At 64.0% G+C, this 16,502-nt stretch carries 12 protein-coding genes and 1 pseudogene; 8 read left to right on the forward strand and 5 right to left on the reverse strand.

Annotation, left to right across the window (positions count from 1 at the left end; genetic code table 11):
• Positions 1-19: 19 nt before the first annotated feature.
• Both FJ418_RS28055 and FJ418_RS28060 read right to left on the reverse strand, forming a co-directional pair.
• Entirely contained in the window at positions 20-1,150 is a 1,131-nt protein-coding gene (locus FJ418_RS28055; RefSeq protein ID WP_140645818.1) for a patatin-like phospholipase family protein, read from the reverse strand.
• Between the two features lie 492 nt (positions 1,151-1,642).
• Positions 1,643-2,728, reverse strand: a complete 1,086-nt coding sequence (locus tag FJ418_RS28060; RefSeq protein WP_140871239.1) for a citrate synthase/methylcitrate synthase — start codon at positions 2,726-2,728, stop codon at positions 1,643-1,645.
• A gap of 89 nt (positions 2,729-2,817) precedes the next feature.
• Here FJ418_RS28060 and FJ418_RS28065 point away from each other — a divergent pair, with 89 nt between their 5' ends.
• The gene (locus FJ418_RS28065; RefSeq protein ID WP_140871242.1) at positions 2,818-3,963 is read left to right on the forward strand and encodes a citrate synthase; all 1,146 of its coding nucleotides are present in this window, start codon (positions 2,818-2,820) and stop codon (positions 3,961-3,963) included.
• A 79-nt stretch (positions 3,964-4,042) separates the two neighbouring features.
• Here FJ418_RS28065 and thyA read toward each other — a convergent pair.
• Positions 4,043-4,418 (reverse strand): annotated as a pseudogene (thyA, locus tag FJ418_RS28070) (thymidylate synthase); the annotation flags it as partial.
• A 70-nt stretch (positions 4,419-4,488) separates the two neighbouring features.
• Positions 4,489-5,208 carry a helix-turn-helix domain-containing protein gene (locus FJ418_RS28075; RefSeq protein ID WP_140654991.1) on the reverse strand — a complete coding sequence of 240 codons (720 nt, stop codon included), beginning with the start codon at positions 5,206-5,208 and terminating at the stop codon, positions 4,489-4,491.
• A gap of 208 nt (positions 5,209-5,416) precedes the next feature.
• Here FJ418_RS28075 and FJ418_RS28080 point away from each other — a divergent pair, with 208 nt between their 5' ends.
• Positions 5,417-6,649, forward strand: coding sequence for an NAD(P)/FAD-dependent oxidoreductase (locus FJ418_RS28080; RefSeq protein WP_140871245.1), 1,233 nt, complete (start codon positions 5,417-5,419; stop codon positions 6,647-6,649).
• A 438-nt stretch (positions 6,650-7,087) separates the two neighbouring features.
• Here FJ418_RS28080 and phaR read toward each other — a convergent pair whose 3' ends face one another.
• Positions 7,088-7,681 carry a polyhydroxyalkanoate synthesis repressor PhaR gene (gene phaR, locus FJ418_RS28085; RefSeq protein WP_140645823.1) on the reverse strand — a complete coding sequence of 198 codons (594 nt, stop codon included), beginning with the start codon at positions 7,679-7,681 and terminating at the stop codon, positions 7,088-7,090.
• Between the two features lie 305 nt (positions 7,682-7,986).
• Between phaR and FJ418_RS28090 the strand changes: the two genes are divergently transcribed.
• The 6 genes from FJ418_RS28090 (at position 7,987) to FJ418_RS28115 (ending at position 16,280) form a co-directional block, all read left to right on the forward strand.
• Complete coding sequence (locus tag FJ418_RS28090) at positions 7,987-9,171, forward strand: acetyl-CoA C-acetyltransferase (protein ID WP_140645824.1); 1,185 nt, start codon at positions 7,987-7,989, stop codon at positions 9,169-9,171.
• A 124-nt stretch (positions 9,172-9,295) separates the two neighbouring features.
• The gene (gene phbB / locus FJ418_RS28095) at positions 9,296-10,021 is read left to right on the forward strand and encodes an acetoacetyl-CoA reductase (RefSeq protein ID WP_140704594.1); all 726 of its coding nucleotides are present in this window, start codon (positions 9,296-9,298) and stop codon (positions 10,019-10,021) included.
• Positions 10,022-10,735: 714 nt separating this feature from the next.
• Positions 10,736-14,299: a helicase-related protein gene (locus FJ418_RS28100; protein ID WP_140871266.1), complete on the forward strand. Its 3,564-nt coding sequence runs from the start codon at positions 10,736-10,738 to the stop codon at positions 14,297-14,299.
• A 151-nt stretch (positions 14,300-14,450) separates the two neighbouring features.
• Positions 14,451-14,837 carry an RNA-binding S4 domain-containing protein gene (locus FJ418_RS28105; protein WP_140654983.1) on the forward strand — a complete coding sequence of 129 codons (387 nt, stop codon included), beginning with the start codon at positions 14,451-14,453 and terminating at the stop codon, positions 14,835-14,837.
• A gap of 151 nt (positions 14,838-14,988) precedes the next feature.
• The gene (gene fdxA, locus FJ418_RS28110; protein ID WP_140645827.1) at positions 14,989-15,327 is read left to right on the forward strand and encodes a ferredoxin FdxA; all 339 of its coding nucleotides are present in this window, start codon (positions 14,989-14,991) and stop codon (positions 15,325-15,327) included.
• Between the two features lie 371 nt (positions 15,328-15,698).
• Entirely contained in the window at positions 15,699-16,280 is a 582-nt protein-coding gene (locus tag FJ418_RS28115; protein WP_140645828.1) for a CarD family transcriptional regulator, read from the forward strand.
• The last annotated feature ends 222 nt before the right edge of the window (positions 16,281-16,502 follow it).

Below are 16,502 nucleotides of genomic sequence, written 5' to 3' on the forward strand. Positions count from 1 at the left end.
GAGCTCACGGCCTGGGCAATCAGGCGCGGCGCCGCGCGGATTCCGGCTTGATGCGCGCGGCGAGGAATTCCTTGACGCGACGGCCCGGCGCCGGGCCGCGCAGCGGTTTGAAGCCATCGTCGAGCTCGCCCGAGAGATCGAGCGTGGCCCGCTGGCCGACGGCGTCGTAATTTTCTTCCAGCCAGTCGCTTGCGGCGCTGCGGCCGAGGTCGCGCAGATAGGCGATGAAAGCCCATTCGGCATTGACCTTGGACGAGGCGGACAGGTCCTTGAAGGCCTCGTCGGCATCGATGCGGTGCATGCGGATGTCGCGATATTCGCCATGCGGCAGGCGCCCGGCCGCGATCAGTTCCTTGACGAAGGCGATCGAGCGGAATTCGCGCAGTAGCCCGGCGTTGAAGGTGATCTCGTCGATGCGGTTCTGGATCTCGTTGGCGCTCTTCGGCGTGCCTTCGCGCACCACAGGATTGATCTGCACCAGGAGCACGTCCTCCGTCGCCGCCGTCTTGAAGAACGGATAGAGCGCCGGATTGCCGCCATAGCCGCCATCCCAATAGGGCACGCCCTTGATCTCGACCGCCTGGAACAGCTGCGGCAGGCAGGCCGAGGCCATCACCGTGTCGAGGTCGATCTCGCCGTCGGAGAAGACGCGCAGTTGCCCGGTTTCGACATTGGTCGCCGAGATGAACAGTTCCATCGACTTGCAGGCGCGCACGTTGTCGAAATCGATCTCCTTCTCGACCACATCGCGTAGCGGGTTGAGGCCGAGCGGATTGGCGACATAGGGCGAGAACACCCGCGACATCGTGTCGAAGAAGACATAGCCGGGTGTGTTCTCGATCGACCAGTTGCCCCAGACCACGTCCCAGGGCATGCGCTGCACCGGGCTGAAACGGCCCTTCGAGGCCACCGCCCGCCAGAAATCATCGAGCTTTTTTCGCGCGCCTTCCACGCCGCCCCGGACAAACCCGTCGGCCAGCGCCACCGCGTTCATGGCGCCGGCGCTGGTGCCGGACACCGCCGCGATCTCCAGCCGCCCATCCTCCAGCAGCCGGTCGAGCACGCCCCAGGAAAAGGCGCCGTGTGAGCCGCCGCCCTGGAGGGCAATGTTGATCTTCTTCTTTTCCTCCGCCTTGCCGTTCTTCGCCATGGCGTTCCTTGTCTCGATGCGCCGGCCTACCGCCGCGTCATTTGGTCGGAGCCGGCGCAGTCAGCCTATGTTGCAGTGCAGCATATAAGGGCGGACCAAGGCAAGAACACGAACACACAAGCGTGATCATGGATTTTCCTCGCCCCACGAAGTGGGCTACAGCATGCTGTGACTGGCGTGACTGATCAGACCTGAGGCTTGATTGCCACGTGGTTCCCCCAATCCGTCGCTGCTTCGCAGCGCCACCTTTCCCCCCTCCGGAGGGAAAGGAAGGGAGCGTTGCTGGACGAGCATTGACGGCAAAAAGCTTGGCGCCTTTCCTCTACCCCGTCGATCGGGGGAGAGGTGGCTCGGCGAAGCCGAGACGGAGTGGGGGTCGATCAGCGCTACATTAGCCAATGCATGCGCCAAGCTGCCATACACGCTATCGCCAAAGGCCAGCCGCTTGGAAATGTGTGCATGCCGTAGACGAAGTGGGGCGAGGAACTACCCTCAGGCGACGAGATCCGGCACCGGCCCGACATAGTGCGACTGCGGCCTAATCAGCCGTCCGGTCGCCTGCTGTTCGCGGGCGTGGGCGATCCAGCCGGCGACGCGGCCGGCGGCAAAGACGTTGGAGAATGCCTCTTCCGGGAAGCCGACCGCTTCCAGGAGAAGCGCGGTGTAGAACTCGACATTGGTCTGGATCGAGCGTTGCGGCTTGGCGATGCGAAGCACTTCGAGCGCCGCCTGCTCCACCGTCTCGGCGAAGGCCAGCCGGCTGCCGGCCTCGTTGCGGGAACCGAGCTGCCGCACGACGGCCTTCAGCGCGTCGGCGCGCGGATCGCGCACACGATAAATGCGGTGGCCGAAACCCATGATGCGCCGGCCATGCGCGATCTCGTTGCGCAGCCATGCGGTGGCGTCGCCGCTCGCCTCGATGGCATCCAGCATCTCAATCACCGGCCCGGGCGCGCCGCCATGCAGCGGCCCTTTCAGCGCGCCGAGCCCGGCCAGGACCGCCGAGGTCAGGCCGGCCTGGGTAGAAGCCACCACGCGGGTCGCGAAGGTCGATGCATTGAGGCCGTGGTCGCAGACCGTCACCAGATAGCTGTCCAGCGCCTTGGCAAGCGCCGGCGAGGCGGTGGCGGCAAGCATCCGCAGCATGTCGCCGGCATGATCGGCATTTTCGTCGGGAGCGATCGGCGTCTCGCCCCGGCCGAGGCGCAGCAGCGCCGGCGTGAGCACCGCCGGTGCCGCGATCAGCCGCAGCGCGTCGGCAAGCCCGTCACCGTCCGACAGGACGGCCATGCCGGCCCGCATGCCGCTATAGACATCGAGCGGCGCCAGCTGCGCAAGCATCGGTTTCACACGATCAAATACTTCCACCCGCGCCTTGCCGATCGCCTTCGCCAGCTCGGCATCGCTGGGAAGGTCGTCGAAGAAGCCGTCGAACAACAGCCGGACCACCTGCGCGTAGCGCCAATGGCCGGCGAGCTCCATCAGCGAATGGCCGCGGATGGTCAGGTGCCCGCCTACACCGTCGACGTCGGAAAGCACCGTGTCGGCCGCCACAACATCATCGAGCCCATTCGCCATGATCGTCTCCTTGACCTTTTGTGCATTGCAATTAATGCTGCGCAATCAATGCATCAATCTTGATCAAGATAATCAATGTAAGGCGGCAAATGACGGAATGGCTGTCGCGGGAGCAAGCGTTGGAGCGGCTGAACGTCCGGCCGCAGACGCTTTATGCCTATGTCAGCCGCGGCCGCATCGGCATGAAGCCGGACGACGCCGACCCGCGCCGCAGCCAGTACCGCGCCGACGACATCGCAGCGCTCGCCACGCGCCGCAACCGCGGAAGGAGCCCGCAGGCGATCGCCGAAAGCGCCATCGCCTGGGGCGAGCCGGCGATCGCCACCTCCATCTCGACGGTGCTGCATGGCCGCCTCGTCTATCGCGGCAGGGACGCGGTGGAGCTTTCGGCGACGGCGACGCTCGAGGAGACCGCCGAACTGCTGTGGGCTTCCGACCGTCCGGTGTCGTTCGCTTCGCTGACCCCCTCGGCTGCCCGGCAAAGCGGCACGCCAACGGCATTTGCCAGGCTATCGGCGCTGGCTGCCGAAGGCTGGCCTTCGCTCGGCCGCAGGCCGGCCATGCTGCAGCAGGACGGCGCCGCCGCCACCAGCGCGCTGGCCACAGCGCTCGGCGCCACGCCGGGATCGGAGCCGGTGCATGACAGGTTGGCGCAGGGCTGGTCGGTGGACGCCACGGGGGCAAAACTCATCCGCAAGGCGCTGGTGCTGCTCGCCGATCACGAGCTCAACGCTTCGACCTTCGCCGCCCGCGTCGCGGCTTCCACCGGCGCGCCGGTCGCCGCCTGCCTGCTCGCCGGTCTCGCGACGCTGAGCGGCCCGCGCCATGGCGGCGCGGGCGCGGCGGCGATCGCGCTGGTCGAGGACGCCGAGCGGCTGGGTGCTGACGAGGCGATCGCCCGTTGGCTCGCCCACGACCGGCCGCTGCCGGGCTTCGGCCACCCGCTCTACCCCGAAGGCGATCCGCGCGCCGAGGGGCTGTTTTCCGATTTCAGGATCGATGACGGCCTGTTGCAACTGCGCAAGGCGGTTCTTGCCGCGACCGGGCTGCATCCGAACATCGATTTCGCGCTGGCCGCGATGACGCGCGGCCTGCGCCTGCCCGCCGACGCCCCGTTCCGCCTGTTCGCGCTCGGCCGCAGTGTCGGCTGGACCGCGCATGCCGTCGAGCAGGTGACAAGCAACAGGCTGATCAGGCCCCGCGCCCGCTATGACGGACCAATTGGCGCGGGATGATGACCTTGGAGATCAGCCGGAACGCGTTTGAGGTCGTCATCCTGGGGCGGAGCGTGTGGCTGCCGCGCTATCGGGGACTCTAGACGGCGATCGGCGCCTTGATGCTCGCATCCGCGAAATAGTTCTCAAGCCGGAAATCCTCGAAGCGGAAGGCGAAGAGGTCTTTCACCTCCGGATTGATCCACATCGTCGGCAAGGTTTTTGGGCGTGCGCAGCATCTGCTCGCGCGCCTGCTCGAAATGGTTCGAATAAAGATGCGCGTCGCCCAGTGTGTGGACGAAATCGCCGGGCTTCAGCCCGGTCACCTGCGCCACCATCATGGTGAGCAAGGCATAGGAAGCGATGTTGAATGGCACGCCGAGGAAGATATCGGCCGAGCGTTGGTAAAGCTGGCAGGAGAGCCGGCCCTCCGAGACATAGAAACGGAACAGGCAATGGCAGGGCGGCATCGCCATATTGGAGGCTTTGCCCGAGATCATCGCATCGGCAAAGTGCAGACGCCTTGGCCCGCCAACGCAATGCTGCTTAGGCCGCCTTGGGACTCTTTGCGACACGCCTCTCTACTCGCTCGGACTTCACGTCGGCAAACTTGGACCTGGCAAGCCAACGTGGCAGGGCCGATCTTGCTCGGGCGCTGCCGATCGCTTCGATCCTGCTTTGGCTGAGCGCGGCGTGAAGTGGAAGATCACCGCGCCAGACGTAGATCATGTCGCGCAAGGTCGTGGTTAGGTAGAGATCGACATCAAACGCAGGATCAGTGATGCAGAGCTGCGTCGCGCCATTCTCGCCGACAAACCAGTAGTGGCGCCAGCGAGCCGGTCGCTCGCGGAACGTAAGCTTCACGACCGAACGCCGTGCTCCGAAGGCATCCGGATGCGCGCCCCTTTCAATTGCCCAGAGAAGCAGACCAGCATCGAGTTCATGATCCATTAGCTCTCGGCGAGACCACCGTTGACCCCAGACGCCGAGCGCGTGCACCAGCGGCATCAGATCTTGGCCCGGCGCCGTGAGGTGGTAAGTCCAACCGCGCCCTGATTCCGGTAGGCGCCGCTCAACAAGTCCCTCCGCCTCCAGTTGTTTGAGGCGCTTGGAAAGGAGGGTCGGAGACGCCCGCGCAACACCGCGTTGAAGTTCAGAGAAGCGCGAAACGCCCTTACCGAGGTCGCGCAGGATCAATGGCGTCCAGCGCTCGCAGAATATCTCGGCGGCTTTGGAAATGGGACAGAACTGCCCGTAACTTCTCAACGGCCCGCTCCTTCTGTCAGCGTATCAACGCAAGATACTACATTTTGTGGAGTATTCGCATGCGAGGCGTCGGGGCAAGCTCGTCCAAGCAGGAGACAGGTCGCCGCGCATCGCGGGCTGGCCCGCGGTCGGTTACCGCGCGCCCAGCGCGTGCGAGGGGCTGTCGGAAGGATGGTGACGAGATGAACGATGGCCATTGGGGGCGGCCATGAACGAAATGGGCGTTCTGGATGCCGTGGTTGTGGGCGCTGGATGGGCCGGCCTCGGCGTCAGTTATATGCTTGCCCAATCCGATACGCGGCATTGCGTCCTTGAACGCGGGCGAATCGGCGAAACCTGGCGGACCCAGCGTTGGGACTCGTTCCACTTCAATCTTCCCAACATGTACAGCGTGATGCCGGGCGATCGTTACGATGGCCCGGACCCAGAAGGATTTATGACGCATATAGAGTTTGCGACTCTCCTTGAAGACTATGCGCGGCGCTACCAACTCCCGGTTCGTAACGGCATCTCGGTCACAAAACTGAAATCAAGTGACGGGCTCTTTCACATTGTGACGCCGGAGCAGACGTGGCGGGCGAAAAACGTGGTTGTCGCCAGCGGCAGCTTGAACCGTCCGCGTCGACCAGTTTCCGCCTCCGCGTTGACGGATGGCCCAGTACAGCTCGATGCCTCTGACTACCGTAGTGCCGACGACCTTCCCGCCGGAGCTATCCTTGTCATCGGCAGTGCGCAGTCTGGCAGTCAAATCGCCGAAGATTTGATTCTGGCAGGCAGGGAGACCTATCTTGCGACGGGCCATATTGGCCGCCTGCCGCGATGCTATCGCGGGCGCGACATTGTCGTATGGATGGTGAAGACCGGATTGGTCGATGCGCCGCGCAAGGATTTCGTCGATCCCTCCGGTCGCGTTGCCAGCAGGCCCCTGATTGGCGCTTTGCACACGATAAGTCTGCAATCTCTCAGCGCCCAAGGCGTCATGCTGCTCGGACGATTTCTCGGCGTGGAGAACGGCCAGCCTGTCTTCGCCGACGACCTTGTTGGGAATATTCGGTTCGGCGACGAGATTTCCGCGCAATTCAAAAAACGTATCGATGAGTTTATCGAACGCAGCGGTCTCGATGCCCCCGCACCCGTTGAGGAGGAGGCGGAGGCAGTCGCTCCGCGCCTACCCCAGCGCCCCATTCTGTCGCTCGATCTCGTAGAGCGGAACATTTCAGCGATTGTCTGGTGCACCGGCTTCCAGGGCGATTTCAGTTGGATCGATGTACCCGGTGTTCTCGACAAGCGAGGCCAGCCGGTTCACGAAGACGGCGTTGCCCCGATTCCCGGAATCTATTTTGCCGGGCTCGATTTTGCATCCACGCGCCGGTCGGGCACCGTTATGGCCATTGAAGACGAGGCGCGTCGATTTGTCGGCCAAATATTAGCCCGGACGTGATCCGGTGACGGGTGAAGAGGTCACCTATCCGAATCGAATTCAGGAGGGTAGACGGCCCACAATCGGTGAGGACGCGCCTCTCGGAGCTTTGTTGCTCGGCCGGGCCGGGAGTTTCGAGGGTGGGACTTTGGGGCGGCCCTTGAACCGGCCTTCAACCGGTCGATGCGGTTGAAGGCCGGTCAGGCGGTGCAGGAGCTGGAGCGCTTCCCGTCCGCAGCCTCGACAGCCTAATCTGTCGCGAAACGCCAAAAGCCGCCTTTCGGCGGCCTCGGTCTTCTTCAAATCGGCACCATAAGCGACACCGGAACTGTTCGGCCTCAAATTTCCACCGTAAGTAAGTATCGGTCTCGGTCAAAACCTGTCCGAGGATGACGAAGGGATGGGTCGGTTCGGCTAATCTCAGGCGCAGCGACGACCATCAACGACAGCCACCACCCGTCAGGACATCGTGTCCAGCTTGCGCTGCATGGCCGCAATCTGCGCCTTCAATTCCTGCAGATCGTCGCCCTTTTCTTCCTTCTTCGGCGGCTCGGCCGGTGCTGCCGAATTGCCGCCGGCGGGCGGGAACGGCGTGAACATGCGCATGGCGTTCTGGAACATCTCGACATTGCGTCGCGTCTGTTCCTCGAGCGCCTTCATCGGCGTCTTCATCATGTCGATCGGCGTCTTGCCGAAGGCGCCCTTGAGCTGCTCGCGAAACCGCTCCTGCTCCTTGGAGAAGGCGATCATCGACTGTTCGAGGAAGCTCGGCACGATCATCTGCATCTGATCGCCGTAAAAGGAGATGAGCTGGCGCAGGAACGGGATCGGCAGCATGTTCTGCCCTTCCTTGTTCTCCAGCTCGAAGATGATCTGCGTCAGCACCGGGTGGGTGATGTCATCGCCGGTCTTTGCATCCTGGACCGTGAACTCCTCGCCCTTCTTGACCATCTCGGCCAAGTCCTCGAGCGTCACATAGGTGCTTGTGCCGGTATTGTAGAGCCGGCGATTGGCATACTTCTTGATGACGATCGGGTCGTCTTTTGCGGCCATCCGTATCCTCCCCAGGACACCGGCACCTCTAGGAGTAAGCGGCCGGTAACGATTGCGCCCTTTAACCAAGATACGCGCAAAAGCGTCACAATTCCAAGCGGTTTGTGCACTGCGGCATCAATTAATGCTGCACAGCCATTGCAAAATCCGCCGCATGGCCAACGTCACGTTACCGCGACTGGCGCGCGCTCTGCTTGCCGCGCATGGCGGTCATGCCCATTTCCGGTTTGACTCAGGGTTTCGAACGGGCAAGAAAGTCCTAAAGCGATCTCGAAAATACGACACCTCGAAGTCTGGAGAAGAAAATGTCCGCTTCCAATTCCATCGTCGTCGCCAGCGCCGCCCGCACCGCGGTCGGCTCCTTCAACGGCAGTTTCGCCGCAACGCCCGCGCATGAGCTCGGCGCCGTCGTCATCAGGGAACTGCTGGCGCGGGCGAATGTCGAGGCGGCGGAAGTCGACGAGGTCATCCTCGGCCAGGTGCTGACCGCCGCGCAAGGGCAGAACCCGGCTCGCCAGGCCTCGATCAATGCCGGCCTGCCGAAGGAGACCACCGCCTGGGGTCTCAACCAGGTTTGCGGCTCGGGCCTGCGCGCCATCGCGCTCGGCATGCAGCAGATCGCCACCGGCGACGCCAAGGTGATCGTCGCGGGCGGTCAGGAATCGATGTCGATGTCACCGCACGCCGAGCACCTGCGCGCCGGCGTCAAGATGGGCGACTACAAGATGATCGACACCATGATCAAGGACGGCCTTTGGGATGCCTTCAACGGCTATCATATGGGCAACACCGCCGAGAACGTCGCCCGCCAGTTCCAGATCACCCGCGAAACCCAGGACGAGTTCGCCTTGGCCTCGCAGAACAAGGCCGAGGCCGCGCAGAAGGCCGGCAGGTTCAAGGACGAGATCGTCGCCTTCACCATCAAGGGCAAGAAGGGCGACACAACAGTCGACCAGGACGAGTATATCCGCCATGGCGCGACGCTCGACGCCATGACCAAGCTGAAGCCCGCTTTCGACAAGGACGGCACGGTCACCGCCGCCAACGCCTCCGGCATCAATGACGGCGCCGCCGGCGCGCTGCTGATGACCGAGGCCGAGGCCGCCCGGCGCGGCATCACCCCGCTGGTGCGCATTGCATCCTGGGCGACCGCCGGCGTCGATCCGGCGATCATGGGCACGGGGCCGATCCCCGCCTCGAAGCGGGCGCTGGAAAAGGCCGGCTGGTCGGTCAAGGACCTCGATCTCGTCGAGGCCAACGAGGCGTTCGCCGCGCAGGCCTGCGCCGTCAACAAGGGCATGGGCTGGGATCCCTCGATCGTCAACGTCAATGGCGGTGCCATCGCCATCGGCCATCCGATCGGCGCTTCGGGCGCCCGCGTCTTCAACACGCTGGTCCACGAGATGCGCCGCCGCGGCGCCAGGAAGGGCCTCGCCACGCTGTGCATCGGCGGCGGCATGGGCGTGGCCATGTGCGTGGAAGCGCTGTGAGCTCAGCGAGTAGCGAATAGGGAGTAGCGAATAGGGAAGAAGAAGCGTCGCGCGGCGGGACATCGGACCCTACTCGCTATTCGCTACTCTCTATTCGCTCAGACGATTTTAAAGGGAGGACCACATGAGCAAGGTAGCAATCGTCACGGGCGGATCGCGCGGCATAGGCGCGGCGATATCGGTCGCCTTGAAGAACGCCGGCTATTCCGTCGCGGCGAACTATGCCGGCAATGACGAGGCGGCGCAGAAATTCAAGGCCGAGACCGGCATCCCGGTCTACAAATGGTCCGTCGCCGACTACGAGGCCTGCGCCGCCGGCATCAAGCAGATCGAAGCCGATCTCGGACCGGTCGGGGTGCTGGTCAACAATGCCGGCATCACCCGCGACGCCATGTTCCACAAGATGACGCCCGCGCAGTGGAAGGAAGTCATCGACACCAACCTCTCCGGCGTCTTCAACATGACGCATCCTCTGTGGAGCGGCATGCGCGACCGCAAGTTCGGTCGCGTCATCACCATTTCCTCCATCAACGGCCAGAAGGGCCAGGCCGGCCAGGTCAACTACTCGGCCGCCAAGGCCGGCGATATCGGCTTCAGTAAGGCTCTTGCCCAAGAAGGCGCGCGCGCGGGCATCACCGTCAACGTCATCTGCCCCGGCTATATCGCGACCGAAATGGTCAAGGCGATCGACGAAAAGGTGCTCACCGAGCGCATCATCCCGCAGATCCCGGTTGGCCGCCTCGGCGAGCCGGAAGAGATCGCGCGCTGCGTCGTCTTCCTGGCGTCCGACGAGGCCGGCTTCATCACCGGCTCGACCATCACCGCCAATGGCGGCCAGTACTTCGCCTGATACCCAACTTCGCCTGATACCCTTTTTGCGCCGAGGCGGCCCCGACATCGGAGCCGCCTTTTTGCCCCGTCGACAAGCTCGGCGCGACACCTTGCCTCAATTCGGCACGCAAAGGTTAACGGCAGCAGCCTCCTTTGTGCGCAACTCCGCCAACAAGCTGTGAATTCTCGGTGGGTAAGCTGTGGATAACACCATATCTAGGGGTGAACAAACCGGGAAAATAACCGGATCGCTGATTCGTCGCCGATTCGTTCTGGCTTTGGCCGGAAAGTTAACGGCGGACGGCGCAAACGTCACCGAATCCGTTAAAGGCGATTAAGAAAAATCAATAATTTCATAACTTTGAGGGCAAGGCTCAAGTCGACCGCGACCGTTGCCCGGCAAAAGTTAACGACAGTCTCGGTCAGACGGGGCCACGCAGGAATCGGGCCAATTCAGCGATCCAGCATGTGGTGAGACTCGCCGTCAAAAAACCCACATATAGCCGTGAACAAAACCTGAATCAGAACGAGTCAGCGATTCGTCGCTGATTCGTTCCAGACTCGTTCCAGCCGTTAACAACGACCGATTTTGCCCACCCCGGTCCGCTCTGCCTGTCCCCAAAGGAACATTCCGCTTTCGCTTCGCGCCCGAAGTCCCTATGTGTCGCCTGTCACACGCGGCGGCACCGCCGTGCTTCAGACTACAAGCGGCAGAAACCTTATTTCCGAGCCGATGAACATCCAGCCGAAACACTCCCAGCCGCTGATCCTTTCGGGCCGCGACGTGACGGCCGTGCTGGGGCCCACCAACACCGGCAAGACCCATCTCGCCATCGAGCGCATGGTCGCGCATGAGACCGGCGTCATCGGCCTGCCGCTCAGGCTGCTCGCCCGCGAAGTCTATGCCCGGGTCTGCGAGAAGGTCGGCGCCCACAAGGTGGCGCTGATCACTGGCGAGGAGAAGATCGTGCCTGCCGGGGCGAAATATTCGGTCTGCACCGTCGAGGCGATGCCGCGCGAAACCGACGCCACCTTCGTCGCCATCGACGAGGTGCAGCTCGCCGGCGATCTCGAACGCGGCCATATCTTCACCGACCGCATCCTGCATCTGCGCGGCCGCCAGGAAACGCTGCTTCTCGGCGCTGCCACCATGCACGGCATCCTGCAGCGCCTGTTGAAGGGCGTGTCGGTGGTGACGCGGCCGCGGCTTTCGCACCTTGCCTATGCCGGCTCGAAGAAGCTCACCCGGCTGCCGCGGCGCACCGCTATCGTCGCTTTCTCCGCCGACGAGGTCTACGCCATCGCCGAGCTGATCCGCCGCCAGCAGGGCGGCGCGGCCGTCGTCCTCGGCGCGCTCTCGCCGCGCACCCGCAACGCGCAGGTGGAGATCTTCCAGTCCGGCGATGTCGACTATCTCATCGCCACCGACGCCATCGGCATGGGACTGAACCTCGACCTCGACCATGTCGCCTTCGCCCAGAACCGCAAATTCGACGGTTACCAATACCGTAACCTGACCGCCGCCGAGCTTGGCCAGATCGCCGGCCGTGCCGGCCGGCACCTGCGCGACGGCACGTTCGGCGTCACCGGCCAGGTCGATCCGTTCGACGAGGATCTGGTCGCCAAGATCGAGGGACACGACTTCGACCCGGTGAAGGTGCTGCAGTGGCGCACCGCCGATTTCGACTTTTCCAGCCTCGATGCGCTGAAACGCTCGATCGAGGCCAATGCGCCGGTCGAAGGGCTGACCCGCGCGCTGCCGGCCGTGGACGCGCAGGCGCTGGAGCATCTGTCGCGCGACGGCGACATCCGCGCTTTGGCCACCGGCAAGGAGCGCGTGGCGCTGCTGTGGGAAGCCTGCGCCCTGCCGGACTACCGCAAGATCGCGCCGGCCCATCATGCCGACCTCGTCGCCTCGATCTATATGGACCTTGCGCGTCACGGCCATGTCGATGAGAATTACATGGCCGAGCAGGTGCGGCGCGCCGACACGACGGACGGCGATATCGACACGCTCTCGCACCGGATCGCGCAGATCCGCACCTGGACTTTCGTCTCCAACCGCCCCGGCTGGCTGGCCGATCAGCTACACTGGCAGGAAAAGACGCGCGAAATCGAAGACAGATTGTCGGATGCGCTGCATGAGCGGTTGACGAAACGCTTCGTAGACCGCAGGACTTCCGTCCTCATGCGGCGCCTTAGAGAAAATACCATGCCTGAAGCCGAAATCAGCCCTACCGGAACCGTCCTCGTCGAAGGCCATCATGTCGGCGAGCTGCAGGGGTTCCGCTTCACCGCCGACCAGAGCGCCGGCGGCGAGGACGCCAAGGCGGTGCGCACCGCCGCCCAGAAGGCGCTCGCGGCCGAGTTCGAGGCGCGCGCCGAACGCTTTGCCGCTTGCGCCAATGGCGACCTGGCTTTGGGCTCGGACGGCGTCCTGCGCTGGATCGGCGCGCCGATCGGTACGCTGGTCGCCGGCGACGAGGCGCTGAAGCCGCGCCTGATCCTGCTTGCCGACGAGCAGCTGACCGGGCCTGCCCGCGACAAGGTCGCGGCGCGCGCCGAGCGTTTCGTCAATTTCCAGATCGAGTCGCTTTTGAAGCCGCTGGTCGACTTGAAGAATGCCGACCAACTCACCGGCATCGCGCGCGGCATCGCCTTCCAGCTGGTCGAGCATTTCGGCCTGATCAATCGCCGCGACATCGCGGAGGAGATGAAGTCTCTCGACCAGGAAGGCCGCGCGGCACTTCGCCGCCTCGGCGTGCGCTTCGGCGCCTACCATGTCTTCGTGCCGGCGCTGATCAAGCCGGCGCCGGCCGGCCTGGTGACCTTGCTCTGGGCGCTGAAGAATGACGGCAAGGACAAGCCGGGCTTCGGCGACGTGGTGCATGCGCTGGCCTCCGGCCGCACCTCCGTGGTCATTGACCCGGCCTTCGACAAGACCTTCTACAAGCTCGCCGGCTACCGCAATCTCGGCCGCCGCGCCGTGCGCGTCGACATCCTGGAAAGGCTCGCCGACCTCATCCGCCCGGCGACCAACTGGAAGCCTGGCCTCGGCCAGCGTCCGGACGGCGCCTATGACGGCCACGCCTTCATGGTGACGCCGCCGATGATGTCGATCCTCGGCGCCACCGCCGACGACATGGAGGAGATCCTCAAGGGTCTCGGCTATCGCTCCGAGGCGAAGCCGGCCGCCGAGGTGAAAGCGAAGCTCGACGCGCAGGACGACGCCGCCCGTGAAGCGGCCGCGGCCAAGCTCGCCGCGGAAGAGGCCGCTCGCGCTGCGCAGGCGACGGAGGCGCCCGCCCCCGAGGCCGCCACCGTGGCAACGTCCGGCGAGAGCCCGGAGACGGACAGCACCGAAATCCATGCCGCGGAAACCCCGGCCGAGAGCGCGGCGGAGCCTGTCGACGAAACAATCGGACAGGAAACTCTGGCCGCGGAAGCCACGGAAACCGCGGCGGCAAGCGAACCGGCGGCGCAAGGCGATGAGCCGGCCGGCGAGGCCGTGACGGAGGAAGGAGTGCCCTTGGCTGAGGCCGAGTCCTCGCGGACCGAAACCCCGGCCGAGAGCGCGGCGGAGCCTGTCGACGAAACAATCGGACGGGAGACACTGACCGCGGAAGCTACGGAAACCGCAGCGGCAGGCGAACCGGCAGCGCAAAGCGATGAGCCGGCCGGCGAGGCCGTGACGGAGGAAGGCGTGCCTTCGGCTCAGGCCGAGTCCTCGCAGACCGAAACCCCGGCCACGAGCGAGACCCCCGCATCGACTGAAATGACGACGGAAGCCGAAACCGCGGCCGAGACTGAAGAGCCGAAGCCTGTCCTTCTGTGGCGCCAGGCGCGCTTCGACCATCAGCGTCTGCGCCATCGCCACGACAACCGTCGCGACAATCGTCCGCGTGGCGGCCAGCCCGCGCGCGATGGCCAGCCTGGCGCCGCTGCCGGCCAGCCCGGCGATCGCCCCGCCCAGGAAGGCCGCCGCGAGCAGCGCGACGGCGCCGGCAAGCCGCGCTTCGACCGCTCGAAGTTCAAGCCCAGGCCGGAAACCGGCGAACGGCGCGAAGTTGGCGAACGGCGCGAAGGCAGGCCGCAAGGCGAACGGCCGGATCGCCACGAGGGGGGCCGCCGCGAGGGCCGGCCCGAATGGAAGGGCAACAGGCAGGACGGCAAGGGCAACGCCCAGGGCGGCAAGCCGGCCTTCCAGGGCAAGCCGCGCGAGGAGCGCCCGCAGCGCTTCGATCCGGATTCGCCCTTCGCCAAGCTCGCCGCCTTGCGCGACCAGCTGAAGAAATAGGTTCGAGCATGATCCCGAAAAGTGGGACCCGGTTTTCGGGCGAGATCATGCTCCATCAAAGAGCCAGCATGATCCCGAACCGAAGGACCGCGCCAGCGAAAAGTGGGAACCGGTTTTCGGATAAGATCACGCTCCAACAAAGCTAGCCCCGATGGTTGGAGAGGGCCGTCAGCGCATCGACAAATGGCTGTTCTTTTCGCGCGCGGTGAAATCGCGGTCCCTGGCGGCGAAAGTCGCCGTCGCCGGGCGCGTCCGCATCAATCGCGACAAAGCAGCGCAGGCCTCCGATCTGGTCAAGCCCGGCGACGTTCTCACCATCACGCTCGAGGGCCGTATCCTGGTCTGGAAGGTGCTGAATTGCGGCACGCGACGCGGTCCGGCCGACGAGGCGCGGCTGCTTTACGAGGACATGTCGCCGGCGCCGACACCCAAGGGCGAGGCGGTTCCGGATGCCATTCCAGGCCTGCGCGAGGCCGGCAGCGGGCGCCCGACCAAACGCGAGCGGCGGCAGACCGACCGCCTGCTCGGCGATGATTGAATTGGGCCAGCCGGACCGCCAGCGGCGAGACCGCTGGAATTCTATTCCCCGGGGCCGGCAGTGCCCGAATGCGCTGCCCTTGCAAGCAGCCGGCAAAGGCGTTACCTCAACCTGAAAAAGCCGAGCAAATCGGGAGGTTCCGGAGCCTGCAATGACCTATGTAGTGACCGACAATTGCATCAAATGCAAATACATGGACTGCATCGAGGTCTGTCCGGTCGACTGTTTCTACGAGGGCGAGAACATGCTCGTCATCCATCCCGACGAGTGCATTGACTGCGGCGTGTGCGAGCCCGAATGTCCTGCCGACGCGATCAAGCCGGACACCGAGGGCGGCCTCGACAAATGGTTGCAGGTCAATTCCGAATACGCCGAGAAGTGGCCCAATATCACCGCCAAGAAAGAGCCGCCCGCGGACGCCAAAACCTTCGACGGCGAGGCCGGGAAGTTCGAGAAATATTTCTCGCCGGAGCCCGGTGAAGGCGATTGATGCTGGCGCCGGCGACGCCGGCATGACGCGACGTAACGCGACCGATACAGTTGCTGTCTTGACAGGCAGCGACCCCGTTTGGCGTTAGCGAACGCAGCAAAACCTTGATTCTTCCGACTTTTTGTGTTACATCAACGAAACATGCCGGTGACACAACGTCGATTTATGGCGCTAACGCCCCAAATCACTGAAAGGTGAGCTTTTAGATCCGGACCAGAGCGATCTGGGGCAGGCGGTCGCATTCGTGCGGTATGCCGGTCCCTGCTTTTCCGGTGGTTCATCCTGTTGCGCGGCTAATGGTCGGCTATCGCCGACCCCATCGGTTCGAGCCGGCATGATGCCGGTTGCACAACTAAGGAGTTCAGGGCGTAATGGCAACGATCACCCCGCAGAAGAAGTCCAACGCGGCCCGCCACGGGTTCAAGACCGGCGAGTTCATCGTCTATCCGGCGCATGGCGTCGGCCAGATCGTGGCGATCGACGAGCAGGAAGTTGCGGGTCACAAGCTGGAACTGTTCGTCATCGATTTCCAGAAGGACAAGATGCGGCTCAAGGTACCGGTCGCCAAGGCGACCTCGATCGGCATGCGCAAGCTGTCGGAAGAGGACTATGTCGACCGCGCGCTGAAGGTCGTGCAGGGCCGCGCCCGCATCAAGCGCACCATGTGGTCGCGCCGCGCCCAGGAATATGATGCCAAGATCAATTCCGGCGACCTGATCTCGATCTCGGAAGTGGTGCGCGATCTCTACCGCGCCGACAACCAGCCGGAGCAGTCCTATTCCGAGCGTCAGCTCTATGAAGCCGCGCTCGACCGTATGGCCCGCGAGATCGCCGCGGTGAACCGCATGTCGGAGACCGAGGCGGTTCGCCTCATCGAGGTCAACCTCAACAAGGGTCCGAAGCGCGGCGCCAAGGCCGACAACGAAGAATCCGAACAGGAAGAAGCCGCCTGAGCTTTTTCGCTCATCGAACTACGAAGAACCCGGCCTCGCGTCGGGTTTTTTGTTTGGGCTTAAAGCATGTCTCCCGAAAGTGGACCCGGTTTCGGGACAAAGACATGCTTAAAGCAGGTCGCGTGAATCCTTTTTCACGCGACCTGCTTTAAGGTTTGTTGATATTCAGGATTCCCATCTTGGCTTGGTCGTGATTCAAGCTTTTGATGGAACGATTCGTGC

It is taken from the genome of Mesorhizobium sp. B2-8-3 (genome assembly GCF_006440815.1).
In the GTDB taxonomy this organism is placed as follows: Bacteria; Pseudomonadota; Alphaproteobacteria; order Rhizobiales; family Rhizobiaceae; genus Mesorhizobium.